Genomic DNA, 18,512 nt, shown 5'->3' with positions numbered 1-18,512 from the left:
GCAGAACTGTAAAATATAAAAGAGGTTGTGCCAACGTTTTGACACAACCTCATGATATATCTGTATTAATACTAAAATGTATCAGTTTAAAGGTCCTTTATGTCTCAATTTTTCCTAGATTTTTCATTTCTCTTATTGCTTTTGTTTTCTCAAAGATACAAAATAAAAAGCCATTTGTCAAGCGTTTCAATAGAAAAGCCGATTATTCATTAAACCAGTCTATTTTCTTTGAAAAATACATCACTATTGCCAGAATGATAAACAGTCCTAAGCTGCCTGCCAATAATGCGAAAGTCTCCAGCTGGATAAGAACAAAGATATAAATATAGAGTATAGCCAATAGGCCGGACATGATTAATGATGGTTTCTTTTTCTTGGTAATTCCGAACATATAGCCGCCTACCAGTATAATAGTCAGTGCAGAAGATAACAAATAGGCCGGGTTGAAACCGACGTGCTCTGAGAAAGAGAGGAGCAGGCTGTAGAATAGGCAGAGAGCTAGTCCTACCAATAAATACTGCAAGGCATGAATACGGGTCTTGTTCATGATTTCAGTGAAGAAGATCACTCCGAAAGTCAGTAGGATAATCAGAATGGCATACTTTGCGGAGCGCATGGACTGCTGGTACTGTTCCACCGGAATTTTGAAATTCACACCGAAACTGGAGTTTTCAATATCTTTGATGTTCAAGGTGTTGTAGTCAGCCATCACCTGCGAATAATTCCGATTCAAGTTTAAAACCTGCCATTGCGCGGAAAATTCCTTCTCCGTAATATTCCGGTTGTTAGGCAGATAGTTTCCGGTAAAGCTCGGTGTATTCCAGTTGGCTTTCAGATCTACACGGGTTGTTTTACCCAACGGAATAAAGTTGAGTGACTGTGAACCTTTCAGTTTGATTTTTATTTCATAAGGGAGTTTTTTATTCTGCTTCAATTCCGACAAATTAGCGATCGCATGAACTCCGGTATTATCTATGCCTCTGTTGTCCATACCCGGCTCGAAGATGTAAACTGAATCTCCCAAAGTGATGCTGATTTGTTCGCTGATGCCACGCATATCGGTCAGATTCAGGCAAATAGCTGCCCTGTCAAACTGCAGCTGTTCCATATCTATTCTGCTCTTTTTCAATTCTTCCGAACTGAATGACCCTTTCAATGTCAGTTCCGATTGATATACATTGACCTCATAGATACTTCTTTTCAGGATTTCAGTCTTCAGTTGCCCGTTGACCATAAGCTCGTCAGGAAAAAGTATCAGGTCTTTGATGGAAACTTTCTTCTCGCCGTTGTTTTCAGTGACAACCGGATACTGGAGATTCAGGTAAGGGCCAGTGATGGTCTGTGCAAGACTCCATTTTTCACTTACCTCGTCGATAGCTTCTTCCTGGGTTCGTCCCCGTTCGGAAATAAGATTCTCAATCATGAACATGGGTATCATCAAGAGAAGGATTAATAATCCGATGATGACAACCTTGATTGTTTTGGAGAAACGGTGGAGACATCCCATAGGTTGCTGCGCCTGTTGCTCATTTGAATTTTCATTGAAAGCGTCCATAAGCCAGTAGTGTTTTGATGAATTATTTATTTTGATTTTAGAAATTTCTCTAAAGCTTCAATATGAGATTTGAAAGCTTCTCTGCCTTGCGGGGTTGCTTGAAAAACAGTTCGTGGCTTTCGTCCGACAAAACTTTTGTTACATACGATATATCCCAGTTCTTCCAGGGAACGGGTATGGCTGGCAAGATTGCCGTCTGTCAGAGAGAGCTGCTCTTTCAGAAAATTGAAGTCGGCTTCCTCATTTACCATCAGAATAGCCATGATACCGAGCCGGACCTTGCTTTCGAATGCTTTATTAATATATTGGAATGCTTCTATCATTTATGATCTCTTTCTTTCGTAGTGTAAATAGAACAATATGCCATAAAGAATATGGAAACCGCCGAAACCGATGGTCCAGAACAGCAGTGAATGACCTTCCCAAAAACAATCTACGACTCCCAGGCAAATGAAAGCATATCCTAACCATACGATACTGGAGTAAGTGAACTTGGATACGTTGACCAGTGCCAGTCCGTAAAATAAAAGCATGACGGAAGCCAGGATGTCATAATACTCATGCATCATGATGGAGATGCATAAAACACCTCCGGTCAGCATCGGAAGAGAAAAGTTCCACAATGCCCGGTAGGTGAGGCGGCTGAAAAATTTCTGTCCTGTCTTCTTGGATTTATAATAGGACAGGATGCAGGCGGTGACCGCAGCTGCTACCAATACGAGCGAAGCTATAATAGCCATTAGTTCGAGAGCAACAATTAAATGTGTGCCCGGGGTAATAACTTGTGTAGCGATGTATGCGCCAGCTAATGCGTAAATGCCCGCCATGATTGCAGCGAGACCACTTAGAGAGATAAACTTGGACGACTTTTCCATCAACTCTTTTATCTCATTTACCGATTCTAATGCTTTATCTTTATCCATATAAAAAGTACTTTGTGATACAAAGTAAAATAAAAGATTTCAGATGAACAAACTTTTTGCCTGAATATTTTAATGATAAATATTTGAATGGTATGATAAGGCGTTAATATACAGTTGTTTAATGGGTGAATGAACGAATAGTCAGAAATTATATAAAGAGGGTTTGAAAATGAAATTAGTCAAACGTTTGACTAATTCGGAGGAAATACCTAACTTTGCCGCCGAAACGAAACAGGTAAAAAGAGTATAGAAAATGAGAGAAGGAGCAGAGTTTAGAGAACTCATGTTGCAGATTGTTCGTACCCGTATGGCTTTCCGCCGGTCTATGCAACGGACATTGAGAAAAAATAATGCGGGTATTACGTTTGAGATGCTTCAGGTATTAAGTAGTTTATGGCATGAGCAGGGAATTAGTCAGCAGATATTGGCGGAACGCATTGCAAAAGATAAGGCATGTCTCACCAATTTGATGAATAATCTGGAAAAGAAAGGGTATGTTCATCGGAAAGAAGATCTTGCCGACCGTCGTAATAAACTGGTGTTCCTGACTCCCGAAGGGGAAGAATTTAAAGAACAGATTCGTCCGATTCTCGATCAGGTTTATGTATATGCAGAAAAAATTGTTGGTATAGAGAGCATTGAAACTATGTTGTCTGAATTAAAGAGTGTATGCGATGTACTTGAAAATGTATAAGAAGTATGGGGCGGTTTTATCTAGCCTGTTTTTGGCTGCTCAATCCATAAATGCACAAACAGATTCTTTGTTTCTCACTATCGATCAGCTTTTTGAACGGGGGGTACAGCATAGTCTGCAACTTCAGGCGGATGTAATGAAAGAATCTATGGCGCAGGAGCGGATACGGACCGCACGGTCTGCACAGTTACCGGAACTGCAGATCGGACTGAAAGGGGGATTTGTAGGGCAGCCTGTTGTTTGGGAACGGGGATTATCCGATCCTTCATATCCGGAAGCACCGGACTGGTCACAAAATTATGCGATTGATCTGGCACAGCCTCTCTATCAGGGTGGTAAAATCCGAAGTGCTATTCATAAAGCGGATATAGAAAAACAAGTTGCCGAACTACAAACGTTGACCGATGAGGCGGAAATAAAGTTACGGTTACTCAATCAGTATATGAACTTGTTTAGTCTGTTTAAGCAGCATGAGATACTGACACGGAATATTGAAGAGTCGGAACTCCGGTTACGCGATATCCGGCGAATGAAAAAAGAGGGGCTGATTACCAATAATGATGTATTGCGGAGCGAAATGCAGCTGACTAATGACCGACTGTCTTTGGAGGAAGCGGAAAATAGCATTGCGCTTGTATCGCAGCAACTCAATATCTTGTTGGGGCAGGATGAGAACTTGTTATTACAACCGGATACAACCATTCTCTATCAGGCAGTTGCTTTGCAGTCCTATGATGACTATATTGTTCAGGCGTATGAAAATGATCCGGCGATGAGGCTGCTTCGCGCACAGACAGAATTGGCAAGGAATGAAATCCGTTCTGCCCAATCCTTATCTCTTCCCAGTGTGTCGCTATATGCATCGAATACATTGGCACGTCCCGTTTCACGTACATTGGCGGATATGTATAACAATAACTGGAATGTGGGAGTATCGGTTTCCTATCCTTTATCTTCACTGTACAAGAACAATCATAAAGTAAAAGAGAGCAAACTGATGGTGTCTTTGCGGAAGAATGAAGAAGAACAGAAAATGCAGGGAATCCGCATGGATGTACGTTCGGCATTTTTACGCCACAGGGAAGCGTTGCAGAGGGTAGAGGCTCTAAAACTGTCTGTCCGGCAAGCGGAAGAAAATTACCGTATTATGCAGAATCGTTATCTGAATCAACTGGCTATCCTGACTGATTTACTTGATGCGAATTCCGTCCGTTTGAATGTGGAATTGCAGTTGGTCACTGCACGCACTCGTGTGATTTATACTTATTATCAACTTCAGAAGGCTTGTGGACGTCTTTAATAAACAGAACAGATATGGCAATTGAATGGAAAGAAAAACAGAAGAAACTGAAAAAAGTAAGAGTTCGTAATATCGTTTTAAATTTAGTATGTGTCTGTTTGGCTGTCTCCGGACTTTGGTGGACTGCTAATTACTTCTGGCGTTATGTGAATTACGAAGTGACTAATGATGCTTTTGTAGATCAATATGTAGCTCCTTTGAATGTCCGGGCTTCGGGTTATATCAAGGAGGTTCGTTTTAAGGAACATCAATATGTCCATCAGGGAGATACTCTGCTGGTGCTTGACAATCGTGAATATCAGATTAAGGTAAAGGAAGCGGAAGCTGCATTGTTGGATGCACATGGCTCGCAGGATGTTCTTCATTCGGGTATTGAAACTTCCCATACGAATATTGCCGTACAGGATGCCAACATCGCTGAAGCGAAAGCGAAACTCTGGCAATTGGAACAGGATTATCATCGTTTTGAACGTTTGTTGAAAGAAGAATCTGTTCCGGAACAGCAGTATGAGCAAGCGAAAGCTGCTTATGAGGCAGCAAAGGCACGTTATCAGGCATTAGTTGCACAGAAACAGGCGGCATTATCACAATATGCGGAGACAAGTAAGAAAACAACCGGTACGGAGGCTGCCATTTTGCGTAAAGAAGCAGACCTGGATTTGGCTAAGCTGAATCTGTCTTATACGGTTCTCACTGCTCCTTATGATGGATATATGGGTAGGCGTACGCTTGAACCCGGTCAATATGTGCAGACCGGACAGACTATTTCTTATTTGGTGCGTAACAAGGACAAGTGGATTACCGCTAATTATAAAGAAACGCAGATTGCTAATATCTATATTGGCCAGCAGGTGCGTATTAAAGTAGACGCAGTGCCCGGAAAGATTTTTCACGGGGAAGTCACTGCAATTTCCGAGGCAACCGGGTCTAAATATTCCTTGGTTCCTACAGATAATTCTGCCGGCAATTTTGTAAAGGTGCAGCAGCGAATCCCTGTGCGTATCGACTTGGAAGATGTTTCTCCGGAAGAAATGGCACAGTTGAGAGCCGGGATGATGGTGGAAACAGAAGCTTTACGCAAATGATTACCATGAAGGAATTGGAGGCACCTGTTCGTCAATGGGTGCCCGATTGGCTTGGACTTATCAGCATTTTCATCGTGATTCTTCCGGTCACTATGCTCAATGGCTCGTATACAGGCAGTATGCTGGAAGTGTCGAACACGCTGGGTACTAATTCGGAAGATATTACGATGGGGTATTACGCTGCTTCGGCAGGTATGGCTATCGCATACCCGATTATTCCTAAGGTGTTAGCAGCCTTTTCCGTGAAATCTCTGTTATTGATTGATTTAGTACTGCAATTCTTCTTGAGTTGGGTTTGTGCACGTACGCAAAACGCAGATATTTTGATTGTCTGTAGTTTTGCTGTCGGTTTCTTGAAAGGGTTTCTTATGTTGTGGTTTATTCGTTATGCCCAGAAGATTTTCAGTCCGAAGAATGTGCGTAGTGAGTTCTATTCTTATTTTTATCCGTTGGTTTACGGTGGGGGACAAGCTTCGATGCTGGTAACGGCTTTACTGGCGTATCATTATAACTGGAAGTATATGTACTACTTTATGATGGTATTGATCTTGATTTCCATTCTGTTTGTTATCATCTGTTTCCGGCATAATCGTCCCATAAAAGCTGTCGCATGGTCTGATCTGCATATCCGTGAGATGTTTGTTATTTCGGCCGGGTTGCTGATGTTGATGTACGTTATCAATTATGGCAAAGTGCTCGATTGGATGGCTTCCGGTAAGATATGTATTTATATTGTAATAGCACCTATGCTGATTGCGCTGTTCATCTGGTATCAGAGCCGTTTGGAGAATCCTTATGTAAGTCTGGCTCCTTTGTTCCAACCCAAAGCAATTGTGGGCTATTTTTATATGATGCTTGTGATGTTTTTCAGTACATCAACCACTTTGCTGACTAACTATCTGACTGTTATTCTGAAAGTAGATACTACGCATACCTATTCTCTTTATATTTATTTGCTTCCGGGATATGTAGTCGGCGCCTTTATTTGTTTTTGGTGGTTTCGCTGGCAACGGTGGCGTTTCCGTTTTCTGATAGCGGGAGGAATGAGTTGCTTTGTGATTTTCTTTGCCATTTTGTATTTTGGCATTTCTCCGGATAGTACGTATGAGATGCTCTACCTGCCTATCTTCTTTCGTGGTTTGGGTATGTTGACTTTGATTATTGCTTTTGCCCTGTTTGCCGTGGAAGACTTGAATCCGAAATACTTATTGTCGAATGCTTTCTTCCTGATTATTTTCCGTTCCGTGCTGGCACCTATCATGGCGACTTCTTTTTATAGTAATGTACTGTATCGACTGCAACAAAAATATATGTATTCTTTGTCGGAGACTATAACTGCTACTGATCCATTGTCGTCAGCACGCTATAGCCAGTCGCTGAACAATGCGATGACACAGGGATATCCGTATGATGAGGCTGCGCAGTTGGCAACCAACTCCTTATATAATACGTTACAACAACAAAGCCTGTTGCTGGCACTGAAAGAGATTCTGGGTTATTTGTTGGTTATATCTGTTGTCATAGCTGTGATTTCTCGTTTTATTCCTTTCCATAAAACAATCCGCGTTACGTTTAAGAAAACAGGCGATGATATGGTATAACAAAAAAAGAGTTGCTATCCTTCACTCAATGATAAGTTGAACGGGATAGCAACTCTATTGTTTTAACAATGTATCTTTTATCTTCGATATATTTGTTGTATCAGATAGCGACCTGTTTACAAGGTTACCCCTGTTTTAAAGATAGCAATTTCGCGATAGCCTTTCTTTTCGTTGTTTACGAATTCACCGCTTGCCACTTTGATGATATAATCAATGAAGCGTTCACAAGTCTTTTCCATCGGTTCGTTTTCTACGATCACACCGGCGTTGAAGTCAATCCATCCCGGTTTGTTTTTAGCCAGGGTTGAATTGGTGGAAATCTTCATGGTCGGAACAAAAGTGCCGAAAGGAGTACCGCGTCCGGTGGTGAAAAGTACCATGTGACATCCACTTGCTGCAAGAGTAGTGGCTGCAACCAGGTCATTGCCCGGAGCAGAAAGCAGGTTGAGTCCTTTTTTCTGTAAACGTTCGCCGTAAGGCATTACGCCGGATACATAACTCTTTCCACATTTCTGGGTACATCCCAGTGCTTTTTCTTCCAGAGTAGAGATACCACCGGCTTTGTTGCCCGGAGAAGGATTTTCACCTACAGGCTCTCCATGTGACAGGAAGTATTCTTTGAAGTCATTAATCAGATGGACAGTCTGTTCAAACAGCTCTTCGTTTTTACAACGGTTCATCAGGATCGTTTCTGCGCCGAACATTTCCGGAACTTCAGTCAATACGCTTGTACCTCCCTGTGCAATCAGGAAATCGGAGAACATACCCAATAGCGGGTTTGCCGTAATGCCGGAGAAACCATCGGAACCACCGCATTTCAATCCTACACGCAGTTCGGACAAAGGAACATCGGTACGTTCATCTTTAGAGGCCTTTGCATACAAATCGCGGAGGATTTCCATTCCTTCTTCGTATTCGTCACCTACCTTTTGAGTAACCATGAACTTCACACGGTCTTCATCAAACTCGCCCAGGAACTCACGGAATACATCCGGCTGGTTATTCTCACATCCTAAGCCTACTACCAATACAGCACCTGCATTGGGATGAAGCACCATGTCACGAAGAATCTTTTTCGTATTTTCGTGGTCGTCACCAAGTTGTGAGCAACCGTAGTTGTGTGGGAAAGCGACAATGGCATCCACTCCCTTACCTTCAGTTTCGCGACGAAGTCCTTCGGCCAGTTGACCGATGATACCGTTTACGCAACCTACCGTCGGGATAATCCATATTTCGTTTCTTACCCCTACATCACCGTTTTTGCGACGATAACCTTTGAATGTAAGATCTTTATGAGGAATATCCAAAGAAACCTGAATCGGGTTGTAAGTATAGTCCAACAATCCGGCGAGGTTGGTTTTGATGTTCGTTTCGTTCATCCAGTCACCCTGTTTCTTTGCCATCCGTGCATGTCCGATAGGGTAACCGTACTTGATTACATTTTCGCCTTCAGCAAAGTTCTTCAATGCGAATTTATGTCCCGCAGGAATGTCTTCATTCAATGTAATCTCAATGCCATCTACAGAAAGATGCTCTCCTGCCGGGAGGTTAACAATGGCAACGGCGACGTTGTCGGCAGGATTAATTCTTAAATACTTTGTTTCCATGTAATGTACTTGTAAAGTTGTACTTTGTTGTTATTTGCTATGGTAATAGTCTATTGTCTCTACTGTTAACAGATCAATGGGCATATAGTTGATACGAGTCACTTCTTTCTTGAAAATAAGATGATCGCATAGAGCTTTGATGCCATTGGCTCCTTGCAGTTCCGGCTGCTGGGCGATGAGGAAGGAGATACTTCCTTCTTTCAGGCAGGTGACATTCCGTTCCAGAAGGTCATAGCCTATCAGATTGAAGTCTTTCTTTCCACGGCTTTGCAGGTACTCGCCAACGATGTAGGCTTTAGAGTTGAAAGTGATTCCGTTCTTAACCATCGGATAAGTGCGGAAGAATTCGTCCAGCATCTCGTTATCTTCGTCGTTGCGTTCGGCATGCAAGTCAAGTTCCAGTATAGTACAAGACGGATGATGTTCTTTCATGTACTGCCTAAAACCGATTTCTCTGTTCTCCTGCTGATTAGATCCTACAATTCCTTCATGTATTTTGCGGAAAATCACAATTTCCTTTTCCTCCCGTGCCAGTAACATCATCATTCGAGCAGCGAAATATCCGCTTTGACGTGAGTTCTGACCAAAGAAGGCGAGGGGAGGAACCTCTTTAATATTGGAGTCTATATATATATAAGGTATATCCAGTGCCTGCAACTGATCGGTGAATCCTTTCGTATATTGCGGAGCGGTAGGAGCTACCATCACTCCGTCCGGCTGCAGGGCCAGGATGGCTTCGCTGGCGTTGACGAATGAATGATAATCGTATGGATCGTAATAGTTGATTTTCACCGAAGTATTGAAATCCGAATAGGTCGCGATAGCTTCATGAATACCGATTTCTACAGCCGTCCAGTATTCGCCTTCCAGATGCTCCGGCAAAAGGCAGATAAACGTATACTTCTTGTTGGAAGCCAGAGCGCTGGCGTACATATTGGGCTGGTAGTCAAGCTGCTTCAGAATTTCTTCTACGCGTTTCTTACTGGCCTCCGACACTCCGCTACGTCCGTGAATAACGCGGTCTACCGTTCCCACTGATACATCTGCTAGACGGGCGATGTCTTTGATTCTGATCCTTTCGGGCAATTTATTCATACGATAACCTTTATTTATATAGGTTTTTGTGCTCGCACACAATAATAATCTTAATATTTTCGATACAAATATATAACAATTTTTGTAATTACGAAAATTGTTGTATCTTTGTGCCCGCACACGAAAGGTATGTGATATTAGTTGTGTTATATATTAATGTTCATATAATCAATGTGTTAACCCTTGAAATGGGGCTGGAATGATAAATTGAAAGTTCATAATATTAATAACTTAGAAATTGAAACATAAGATTATGGGAAAGAAAGTCGTTACATTAGGCGAAATCATGCTTAGATTATCAACTCCGGGTAATACTCGTTTTGTTCAATCTGATTCTTTTGATGTAGTATATGGTGGTGGAGAAGCTAACGTTGCAGTAAGCTGTGCCAACTACGGACATGAGGCCTATTTCGTAACTAAATTGCCGAAACATGAAATTGGACAGTCTGCTGTTAACGCATTGCGTAAATATGGTGTTAAGACAGACTTTATTGCTCGTGGTGGCGACCGTGTAGGTATCTACTACTTGGAAACTGGTGCTTCTATGCGTCCTAGCAAGGTTATTTATGACCGTGCTCACTCTGCTATTGCTGAAGCTGACGCTGCTGATTTCGATTTTGATGTAATCATGGAAGGTGCTGACTGGTTCCACTGGTCTGGTATCACTCCGGCTATCTCTGACAAGGCTGCCGAGTTGACTCGTCTGGCTTGTGAAGCTGCAAAACGTCACGGTGTAACTGTTTCTGTTGACTTGAACTTCCGTAAGAAACTGTGGACTAAAGAAAAAGCACAGTCTATCATGAAACCGTTGATGCAGTTTGTAGACGTATGTATCGGTAACGAAGAAGATGCAGAACTTTGTTTGGGCTTCAAGCCGGATGCTGACGTTGAGGCTGGTCACACAGATGCTGAAGGTTACAAAGGTATCTTCCAGCAGATGATGAAAGAATTCGGATTCAAATATGTAGTTTCTACTTTGCGCGAATCTTTCTCTGCTACTCACAACGGTTGGAAAGCGATGATCTACAACGGAGAAGAATTCTATACTTCAAAGCGTTATGATATCGATCCGATTATCGACCGTGTAGGTGGTGGTGACTCTTTCTCCGGCGGTATTATCCATGGTTTGATGACTAAACCTAATCAGGGTGCTGCTCTTGAATTCGCTGTTGCTGCATCTGCATTGAAACATACTATCAATGGTGACTTCAACCTTGTTTCTGTAGAAGAAGTAGAAGCATTGGCTGGTGGTGACGCAAGCGGTCGCGTACAGAGATAATTTGGAGAGTTGAAAAGTAAAGAAAATCAATTCATTTAAATAGTAAATAATAAGATGGCAAAATTCGATAAAATAGCCGTATTGAATAAGATCGGCTCTACAGGAATGGTTCCTGTATTCTATCACAAAGATGCAGAAGTTGCAAAGAAAGTAGTAAAGGCTTGTTATGACGGTGGTGTTCGTGCTTTCGAATTCACAAACCGTGGTGACTTTGCACAGGAAGTATTTGCTGAAATCGTTAAATTCGCAGCAAAAGAATGCCCTGAAATGGCAATCGGTATCGGTTCTATCGTTGATCCGGCTACTGCTGCTATGTACCTGCAACTGGGTGCTAACTTCGTGGTAGGTCCGTTGTTCAACCCTGAAATTGCTAAGGTATGTAACCGTCGCTCGGTAGCTTATACTCCGGGATGTGGTTCTGTGTCAGAAGTTGGTTTTGCGCAGGAAGTAGGTTGCGATCTTTGCAAAGTATTCCCGGGTGATGTTTACGGAACTAACTTCGTGAAAGGTTTGATGGCTCCGATGCCATGGTCTAAGCTGATGGTAACAGGTGGAGTAGAACCTACTAAAGAAAACCTGACTGCATGGATTAAAGCCGGTGTATTCTGCGTAGGTATGGGCTCTAAACTGTTCCCGAAAGATAAGGTAGCAGCAGAAGACTGGGCTTATGTAACTGCAAAATGTGAAGAAGCTCTCGGCTATATTGCTGAAGCTCGTAAATAAGATTAGAGAGCGAAAGCTATCTATAATAAAAAGAGGTTGATGCGACAGTCTCTTTTAAAATATGCCTCGAGGGTTAGTTAGTTTAGTTAGTATATGAGGCATATTTTCATTTTGTTTAAAGGTGTTTAAAGGGGATAGGCCATCGGAATGAGTGACTCATTTCGGTGGCTTGTTTTTTTATTTCCTTTTTATATGTTGTCGATGTTCGAATATATAAATGGGCAGGAATATTAACAAGAAGCAGAGAACACTGATGAGGAGCAGATAACGGTTGTAGAGATACTCTCCCTCCTGGGGAGGAGCACTTAACAGGCATCTTAAGCAATCGCAGTCCATATCCTGACTGTCGTGCTGGCAAAGCAAAAAGCAGAAAGTAAAGAGGACGATACCTAATAACAGGCAGATGATTAGTAGATTTCTGCGATAATGTGTGTGTCTTTTGTCGGGTTTTGATAAAGAAGAAACCATGTTTTGTTCTGATAGTTATCAATGTAAAATGAAAGAAATAAAGGGCAGACAATGCCTGAATAGGATTGTCCTGCCCGATACTATTGATTATTGGTAGGAAATATACTTTTAATGGTTATTCCGGAACATAAATAATCTCACCGTTATCCAGTTCGTAGGCTATCCCTACTTTTCTTCCTCTTTTCCCTGAATCCTCCTCTTTCTGACCGGAAGGCTTGTAAGTGTTGATTTTCTTTCCTTCCTTGGAGATGATTTCCATATTTTCTTTACCAGGATTCTTCACGATGGTGAAATCTTCCTGTCCGAAAACTTCCGTCATATTCATGTGCATCACCATTGCTACCATCAATGCCACGGCAAATACCATCGCTACGTCGAACAAGTTTACTACTACACTTAGCGGGTCGGTATCCTCTTCTTTGAGGAATTTGCTGACTCTTCTATTTCTTTTCATTATTGGACTCTCCGGTTGTTTCGTTTAATACTCTTGATACATAATCGAGGTTGTTGACATCTTTGGCATACCAACGTTGTTTGAACTGCATGGATATCAGTCCCACAGCACTAATAACCAAACCTACAACAGTCGTTGCAAATACTACCTGCATATTATATGCCATTCCGGAGATATCTCCTGTAGAAAGTCCCACAAGTGCCGGACTCATGGAAATCAATGTTCCTATCAATCCGAGAACCGGACCTATTTTAGCCAGCATTTTAGAAAGAGACACATCTTTCTCTGCTTCATTCTCGAATTTTGTTATCAGGAAGCCAGAGTAATCTGCACTGGCCGGATGGTAGAGCAGATCGCGGAGATAACCCATATATAGTGAATTGTCTTTGTCGGGTAAAGTTGCTTTCAGATCGTCTATCCGTGCATCTTTAATGAGTTGGTCCAGTGCTTTGTCATTTTTACGTTTGGTCATGTACATGTTGTAGGTGCCTCCGATCAAAATAAGTGAACGAACGAACAGGCACAGCAAAATAATGATATCGGGTATAAGTAAACTGTTCGCTACCCAGAATAAAAGTTTAGAGATGAGTTCCATATAATATTTTATTGATTGATTTTACTTCTTTTTTTTAATTCTTTACGTTGTAATAAAGGCCATTTCAGCTTGTTCCAGGCAAATCCAATGAGAAACAGGACAACGAACAGACCGATGGACAAGATAATCGCTTTCCAGTTGAGTGCCTCCTCGGTGGCAGCATAGGTCGTTTTCCCATTGACAGTGGTCAGTAGTCCGAGGATACAGATGAATAAGCTGACAAGGAAATGAACTTCCAACCGGAGATCGTCTTCGGGTACAAGATACTTCATCAGCCGGCTTAATAATGGGATGGCGATAACCACTATCCCTGTAAGTGACCAGGCTGTCACTGAAAAGTCTACGCCAGGTAACCGGAAGATAGCTTCTGTGAGATAGTAGAATAATACGGGGAAGAGCAACAAGCTGGGATACCAGCGAAGTAATTCCGCCCACCATAAATTCTTCTTACCATAAAGTCCGCGCAGGAAAGCCACGCAATAGCCGAAGCAGAGTGCTGACTCAAGCGTTATGATAATAGCCATGTTTTGCAATGCTTCCGTGTTCTGCAGATAATCAGCAATCTGTGTCTTTGACTGGAGAATAGCATACTGCCAGGTGCCGGCTACAAAAAGACCGGCTATCAGGCTGTATATTACGGTTTGCCAAAGTTTCCAGAAACTGAGTTTGAAACTGCAGTTAATCACGATAAACAGCATTAATATGTGAATGATTAACTCCATATTACATTACTTTTTCCGTTTCTTTTTAAGTATTAGCAACATGACAACAAATGCTACCAGAACAATACCTGTGATAAGGCCTCCATTCAAAGAATTTTGCTCTTCCTGTGCCCCTTGTACGGCATCGCTCGATTGTTTCTTCAATACCATGCCTCCTTTGGTCGCTTCTCCGTCCAGGGTGGCTTGTTTCATTTGTTTCAGTTCCTTGTTGTAGTTGGCTGCGGTTTGCGCATCTACTTGAGAGGCGATGAACTGCTGTAATTTGGCATTGTCTCCGGTAAATCCGCTGCCCGAAGGACCGAATTGTCTGACAAGGTCTGTATGTAGTTTGGCAATATTGGAGAGTTGTTCCGGAGAAGCTTTCCAATATCCTTTGCGGGCAGTTTCCATCATAACGGCAGTCACTTCCTGTAAAGCTGCGGGATTCTGTTTTTCAAAGAAGTCTTTTACATTCAGTTTGTATTCGTCTTTGACATATACATCATATATATTATCCCAAAGTTCCTTGTCGATAGCGGCAGGTTTCATCACGTTCCAGCCATACGTATTGGTTACAGTCTGGGCAACTTCGCTTGCTGCAGAAGCACCGCCTTTCATTTTCTCTTTGATATAGGTAGGATTCAGAATCGTTGTACGGCTTTCTACACCGACTGCTTCTTTAAGTTCCTGCATTTTCATGTTGTTGCGGTTCCGGTAGTCGCTAAGATAAGCGTCCGGGTCTTTACCGGTAATATTGCGTACGGCAAGATTCATACCTCCCATGAATTCATATACGTGGTCGAGGCTCAATGCTCCCCAAGTGTTACTTTGGCGGGGCTGAACGACAACATCAGTACTGTTCAATGCTGCTTCAAAGGCAAATTTCTGAAAGACTTCCCAGTGTTTTTCGTCACCGTAGAAGGCTCCCATATTGTTGAGGTAAGTATCTGCAATTTCCGATTCACTTTCCCAGCGGTCGCCGGATTCCACCATTCCTTGAATTCCTGTACCATACATGCCATTAGCACCTCCGAATACTCGGAAAGAAGCCATTTCGCGGGCATCTTTCGGACTGACACCTTTTTCGGTCAACACTCTTTCAGCTTCTACCACACTGGCGGCTACCTGATTTTCAAACTTGTCGTCTTTCGCTGCCGCAGCCATTTCTACTGCACGGTTAATCAGGAAGAGGCGGGAAGCGGCGATATCACGGAGTTGTCCGGAAGTCTGAACTACTACGTCGATACGTGGACGTCCCAGTTCGGCTGAAGGAATCAGTTTTAGATCACTGACACGACCGAATGCGTCACGAACAGGTTCTACTCCCAGCATATACAGTACTTGAGCAATAGTAGCCCCACCGGTTTCTATAAATTCGGAAGACCAGAGAGTATAACTCACTTTACGTGGGATTGAATCATTGTGACGTTGCTTGTAAGTATCAATCGTTTGTTTGGCTAAAGCGATACCTTTTTCCCAAGCGGATTCTGTAGGAGTTGCTTCGGCATTGATAGCATACATATTACGTCCGGTTGGTAAAGCATTCGGATTAGCAATCGGATCACCTCCGGGAGTAGGAGCGGTGTATCCACCTTTCAATGCATTCATCAGACTGCTTAACTCTTCTTCGGGACTTTTCAGAAGTGCGTTCTTGTAGTTGCCTACATTCTTGATTGTACGCTCTACTTCAGCGATGGCAAGTGCCAGTTCGATTTCTTCTTTACTGTATTCTTTCGGAGCTTTTCCCATAGCGGCCATCATGGCAGCCATACCTTGAGGCTTTTCTTGCTTTCCACTGTTTCCCTGTTTGTCAGAAGATCCGGCAGCTTTTTCTTTATTAGCTTTCATTCCGGCTTCCATTTTCTTCAATGCTTCCGGACTTGCTCCCATAGACTTAGCCATTTCCATTGCTTTTTCAGGATCCATGTTGGCGCCCATTTTCTTCATGGCCTCTTTCATGCTTTCGGGCATTTGACCATGAGGAGAACCCTCTTTGGAGACAGATGCCGGATGTCCTTTACCTGCTTTCTTTTCGTCGGATTGTTCACTCTTTGCCGATGCAGCCATCATCATTGCCATCATACCTTTCGGAGCATTGCGGTCTGCCTCTATTTGACGAGCCTTGGCTAGTTCCTGTGCGGTGATACCGGCTGTACGACAAATCAGTTCATCTGTGGCCAGTGCAGGATTAGCGAGCAACTTTTCTACCAGATGGCGAGCAGGAGTCAAGTACTGTTGTGTAAAGAGGCTGCGGTGCTTGCTAACGGCATCTGTCGCTTTACCACGTTGCTTGTCAAGAGCCAGCAGACTGTATGCGATAGGTTCTGTAGCCATTGCATAGACGGAAGAAGTGATCCGTTCCGCTTCATAAGGAACTCCCATTGTGTAGAGTTGTCCGGTGATTTTCTCGGTAGCCAGTTCTTCTGCGAAGTTTTCTACACGGGCGATTTCATCTTCCGTATATGGTTTGTTGGCAATGCTGTCCAAACCTAAATCACGGTGAATTCCCATTTTCACAGTCAGCGTTTTGACAGCTAATGATTCCTGATCTTTATTCTCTTTGTGAGAGTTATTGTAAATCTTGATTTTTTCCATCAGCTCCCGATAAATACCACGCACACTGCTTTCAAGGAAAGGAGGAGTGAGGTACGACTGTATGGTGGCATACGAACGGCGTTTAGCCATCATTCCTTCACCAACATTACCAATAGAGTAGATATAGAAGTGCGGAACTGCTCCAACCAGGCGATCCGGCCAGTCGTTGCTGCACAATGCCACTTGTTTTCTGGGAGTAAATTCAAGACTTCCATGTGTACCGAAATGGATCAGTGCGTCAGCCTTGAAACCATGTTGCATCCATAGATAGGAAGCAATATAGGTATGAGGAGGTGCCATATTAGTGCCATGAATCACTTGGAAGGAGTTGTCACCACTTCCGGCTGCATTTTGTGGCATTAAGACTACATTCCCGAATTGCAGACGGGCAATACCCAATTTACCGTCGTTAGTCGCCATATAGTTGCCGGGGAATTCGCCGAAAGCATCCACCACTTCCTGATATTTTTCAGGGCGGAGTGACTCTTTCACCCAACTTTCATATTGATCTTTGGTGATAAGTTCGGGATGTCCTTTTTGCATAAAGTCATTAAAGGCTCCCTCTGCGTAAGAGTTGAACACAGCGCCTTGAGCCTGTATCATTTTACCCAGTTCTTCAGCATTTGCAGGCAGACCGGATATGTTGTATCCTTCCTGTTTCATGCGGACCAGAAGATTGTATAGGGAAGGAACCACCTCCATACCGGCAGCGGTCAATGCATTTTGCCCCGGACCTTTATAATAGTAGATAGCTACCTTCTTCTCGCTGTTCGGCTTAGTATTCAGATTCAAATAATTATTGATTGTGGATACGAAAGTCTTCAAGCGTTCAGGTACTGCATACGAATGGCGCAATCCTTCTTCATCCTCATATTGTGCAAAGAGAGCGAAAGGACGGATGGCACCGTCAATTTCTGGAGTCACGATACTTTGTGACATAAATCCTCCTGCCATTCCCATCGGATCTTTCTCCCATTCGTCTACCAGGCTGTTGATGGTGAGCGGAGCAAACAAGAGGATATTCTTAGCTTTCAGATAATCCACCATTTTGTCTCCCATGCGTCCGTGTGCCATGTTGATGATTGCGTTTGGCTGCACTTCGTCAATAAATGACATGAATTTCGTCATTGACTGAACCGGATAAACATTGTAACCTTCTTTTTCAAGAGCCTCAATAAGTCCGGTGGCATCAGCCATTTGTCCGGTTATCATGATTTTACGTGCTCCTTCTTTATAAAGACGGTTGTCCTTCATGAATTTCTCATAATCTGCCACGGTGAGGAACTCCAGTTCATCATCCGGGTTGGTGAGTCCGGCGTGATAGAGCATGTCGCTGGGTCTTTCTGCCGGGTCTTCCACTTCCGGTATGGAAGAGATTTTACCGTCAATAGCTTTACGGATATAATTCAGCATATTCCGGTAGTTGGTCTTTCCTCCATTAGTCAGATAACCTCGTATCAGATTCTGTTGTACGCTGTCCAGATTACAAATGTTGTTGGCCGGGTTGGTAGCCATGGAAGTATATACAGGAATACCTTTGTCGGCAGCCTGTTGTATCTGTTGACGTTGTTCCTCGACGATACGCAGACCCATTCCGTTGATGAATACCATGTCGTAACCGGTCAGACGGTCGAGGTTGTCGAGCGATACTTCACTGAGTTTGATGGATGAATTGTCGTTGGCTTTCGATATACTTCCCTGCTGTATGGTCTGGAAGTTGATGAAAGCAATCTTTGTAGGACTGAACCAGGTATTCCATACGGACATCCCTATCAGAGCTGCAGCAACGATGCATACACCTAAGATGATTTTACTTTTCTTTTTCATTTCTCTTATT

Annotated in this window: 15 protein-coding genes; 6 read left to right on the top strand and 9 right to left on the bottom strand. The window is 42.9% G+C overall.

The window, feature by feature from the left end; all coding sequences use genetic code 11:
• Positions 1-202 precede the first annotated feature (202 nt).
• Genes creD through DWZ47_RS27595 form a run of 3 tightly spaced genes read right to left on the bottom strand, consistent with a single transcriptional unit; the run spans position 203 to position 2,478 of the window.
• Positions 203-1,555, bottom strand: a complete 1,353-nt coding sequence (gene creD, locus DWZ47_RS27605) for a cell envelope integrity protein CreD (RefSeq protein ID WP_117515371.1) — start codon at positions 1,553-1,555, stop codon at positions 203-205.
• 26 nt (positions 1,556-1,581) lie between these two features.
• Complete coding sequence (locus DWZ47_RS27600; protein ID WP_004300162.1) at positions 1,582-1,878, bottom strand: winged helix-turn-helix domain-containing protein; 297 nt, start codon at positions 1,876-1,878, stop codon at positions 1,582-1,584.
• Positions 1,879-2,478 (bottom strand): hypothetical protein, encoded by a 600-nt coding sequence (locus tag DWZ47_RS27595; RefSeq protein WP_004303838.1) that lies wholly within the window; start codon positions 2,476-2,478, stop codon positions 1,879-1,881. It abuts the gene before it with no gap.
• Between the two features lie 253 nt (positions 2,479-2,731).
• Between DWZ47_RS27595 and DWZ47_RS27590 the strand changes: the two genes are divergently transcribed.
• From DWZ47_RS27590 to DWZ47_RS27575, 4 genes are read left to right on the top strand one after another with little or no spacing between them, the layout of a single operon-like run.
• Positions 2,732-3,172: a MarR family winged helix-turn-helix transcriptional regulator gene (locus DWZ47_RS27590; protein ID WP_004300160.1), complete on the top strand. Its 441-nt coding sequence runs from the start codon at positions 2,732-2,734 to the stop codon at positions 3,170-3,172.
• Positions 3,153-4,472: a TolC family protein gene (locus tag DWZ47_RS27585; RefSeq protein WP_004300159.1), complete on the top strand. Its 1,320-nt coding sequence runs from the start codon at positions 3,153-3,155 to the stop codon at positions 4,470-4,472. The genes DWZ47_RS27590 and DWZ47_RS27585 overlap by 20 nt, the downstream gene beginning before the upstream one ends.
• A gap of 14 nt (positions 4,473-4,486) precedes the next feature.
• Entirely contained in the window at positions 4,487-5,557 is a 1,071-nt protein-coding gene (locus tag DWZ47_RS27580; RefSeq protein ID WP_008651778.1) for an HlyD family secretion protein, read from the top strand.
• Entirely contained in the window at positions 5,554-7,158 is a 1,605-nt protein-coding gene (locus tag DWZ47_RS27575; protein ID WP_008651776.1) for an MFS transporter, read from the top strand. Before DWZ47_RS27580 ends, DWZ47_RS27575 begins: the two co-directional genes overlap by 4 nt.
• 116 nt (positions 7,159-7,274) lie before the next feature.
• Here the strand turns inward: DWZ47_RS27575 and DWZ47_RS27570 are convergent, their stop codons facing one another.
• Entirely contained in the window at positions 7,275-8,765 is a 1,491-nt protein-coding gene (locus DWZ47_RS27570; RefSeq protein ID WP_004303833.1) for a UxaA family hydrolase, read from the bottom strand.
• A gap of 30 nt (positions 8,766-8,795) precedes the next feature.
• Positions 8,796-9,860: a LacI family DNA-binding transcriptional regulator gene (locus DWZ47_RS27565; RefSeq protein WP_004308063.1), complete on the bottom strand. Its 1,065-nt coding sequence runs from the start codon at positions 9,858-9,860 to the stop codon at positions 8,796-8,798.
• Between the two features lie 253 nt (positions 9,861-10,113).
• Between DWZ47_RS27565 and DWZ47_RS27560 the strand changes: the two genes are divergently transcribed.
• Together DWZ47_RS27560 and DWZ47_RS27555 are read left to right on the top strand one after the other, a co-directional pair.
• Positions 10,114-11,139 carry a sugar kinase gene (locus DWZ47_RS27560; protein WP_117515369.1) on the top strand — a complete coding sequence of 342 codons (1,026 nt, stop codon included), beginning with the start codon at positions 10,114-10,116 and terminating at the stop codon, positions 11,137-11,139.
• 54 nt (positions 11,140-11,193) lie between these two features.
• On the top strand, positions 11,194-11,862 hold the full coding sequence (locus DWZ47_RS27555) for a bifunctional 4-hydroxy-2-oxoglutarate aldolase/2-dehydro-3-deoxy-phosphogluconate aldolase (protein ID WP_004300153.1): 669 nt from the start codon (positions 11,194-11,196) through the stop codon (positions 11,860-11,862).
• A gap of 583 nt (positions 11,863-12,445) precedes the next feature.
• On the opposite strand, the gene DWZ47_RS27550 is transcribed toward DWZ47_RS27555, so the two are convergent.
• The 4 genes from DWZ47_RS27550 to DWZ47_RS27535 are packed head-to-tail and all read right to left on the bottom strand — an operon-like array spanning position 12,446 to position 18,502.
• Positions 12,446-12,784: a DUF2149 domain-containing protein gene (locus DWZ47_RS27550; protein WP_004300151.1), complete on the bottom strand. Its 339-nt coding sequence runs from the start codon at positions 12,782-12,784 to the stop codon at positions 12,446-12,448.
• Positions 12,771-13,379 carry a MotA/TolQ/ExbB proton channel family protein gene (locus tag DWZ47_RS27545; protein WP_117515367.1) on the bottom strand — a complete coding sequence of 203 codons (609 nt, stop codon included), beginning with the start codon at positions 13,377-13,379 and terminating at the stop codon, positions 12,771-12,773. The genes DWZ47_RS27550 and DWZ47_RS27545 overlap by 14 nt, the downstream gene beginning before the upstream one ends.
• Before the next feature lie 8 nt (positions 13,380-13,387).
• A complete protein-coding gene (locus DWZ47_RS27540; RefSeq protein ID WP_117515365.1) occupies positions 13,388-14,101 on the bottom strand; it encodes a hypothetical protein in 714 nt (237 codons plus the stop codon).
• A 6-nt stretch (positions 14,102-14,107) separates the two neighbouring features.
• The gene (locus tag DWZ47_RS27535; protein ID WP_117515363.1) at positions 14,108-18,502 is read right to left on the bottom strand and encodes a cobaltochelatase subunit CobN; all 4,395 of its coding nucleotides are present in this window, start codon (positions 18,500-18,502) and stop codon (positions 14,108-14,110) included.
• Between the last annotated feature and the right edge of the window lie 10 nt (positions 18,503-18,512).

The sequence above is a fragment of the Bacteroides sp. AF32-8BH genome, assembly GCF_003435205.1.
GTDB classification, from domain to species: domain Bacteria; phylum Bacteroidota; class Bacteroidia; order Bacteroidales; family Bacteroidaceae; genus Bacteroides; species Bacteroides ovatus.
The sequence above is the reverse complement of the archived record's forward strand: the minus strand, read 5'-3'. Positions and strand labels throughout refer to the sequence as shown.

What these genes read in the sequence shown, in the direction of transcription:
- creD (WP_117515371.1), bottom strand. Translation starts at nt 1,555, where the DNA reads ATGGACGCTTTCAATGAAAATTCAAATGAGCAACAGGCGCAGCAACCT.
- DWZ47_RS27600 (WP_004300162.1), bottom strand. Translation starts at nt 1,878, where the DNA reads ATGATAGAAGCATTCCAATATATTAATAAAGCATTCGAAAGCAAGGTC.
- DWZ47_RS27595 (WP_004303838.1), bottom strand. Translation starts at nt 2,478, where the DNA reads ATGGATAAAGATAAAGCATTAGAATCGGTAAATGAGATAAAAGAGTTG.
- DWZ47_RS27590 (WP_004300160.1), top strand. Translation starts at nt 2,732, where the DNA reads ATGAGAGAAGGAGCAGAGTTTAGAGAACTCATGTTGCAGATTGTTCGT.
- DWZ47_RS27585 (WP_004300159.1), top strand. Translation starts at nt 3,153, where the DNA reads ATGTACTTGAAAATGTATAAGAAGTATGGGGCGGTTTTATCTAGCCTG.
- DWZ47_RS27580 (WP_008651778.1), top strand. Translation starts at nt 4,487, where the DNA reads ATGGCAATTGAATGGAAAGAAAAACAGAAGAAACTGAAAAAAGTAAGA.
- DWZ47_RS27575 (WP_008651776.1), top strand. Translation starts at nt 5,554, where the DNA reads ATGATTACCATGAAGGAATTGGAGGCACCTGTTCGTCAATGGGTGCCC.
- DWZ47_RS27570 (WP_004303833.1), bottom strand. Translation starts at nt 8,765, where the DNA reads ATGGAAACAAAGTATTTAAGAATTAATCCTGCCGACAACGTCGCCGTT.
- DWZ47_RS27565 (WP_004308063.1), bottom strand. Translation starts at nt 9,860, where the DNA reads ATGAATAAATTGCCCGAAAGGATCAGAATCAAAGACATCGCCCGTCTA.
- DWZ47_RS27560 (WP_117515369.1), top strand. Translation starts at nt 10,114, where the DNA reads ATGGGAAAGAAAGTCGTTACATTAGGCGAAATCATGCTTAGATTATCA.
- DWZ47_RS27555 (WP_004300153.1), top strand. Translation starts at nt 11,194, where the DNA reads ATGGCAAAATTCGATAAAATAGCCGTATTGAATAAGATCGGCTCTACA.
- DWZ47_RS27550 (WP_004300151.1), bottom strand. Translation starts at nt 12,784, where the DNA reads ATGAAAAGAAATAGAAGAGTCAGCAAATTCCTCAAAGAAGAGGATACC.
- DWZ47_RS27545 (WP_117515367.1), bottom strand. Translation starts at nt 13,379, where the DNA reads ATGGAACTCATCTCTAAACTTTTATTCTGGGTAGCGAACAGTTTACTT.
- DWZ47_RS27540 (WP_117515365.1), bottom strand. Translation starts at nt 14,101, where the DNA reads ATGGAGTTAATCATTCACATATTAATGCTGTTTATCGTGATTAACTGC.
- DWZ47_RS27535 (WP_117515363.1), bottom strand. Translation starts at nt 18,502, where the DNA reads ATGAAAAAGAAAAGTAAAATCATCTTAGGTGTATGCATCGTTGCTGCA.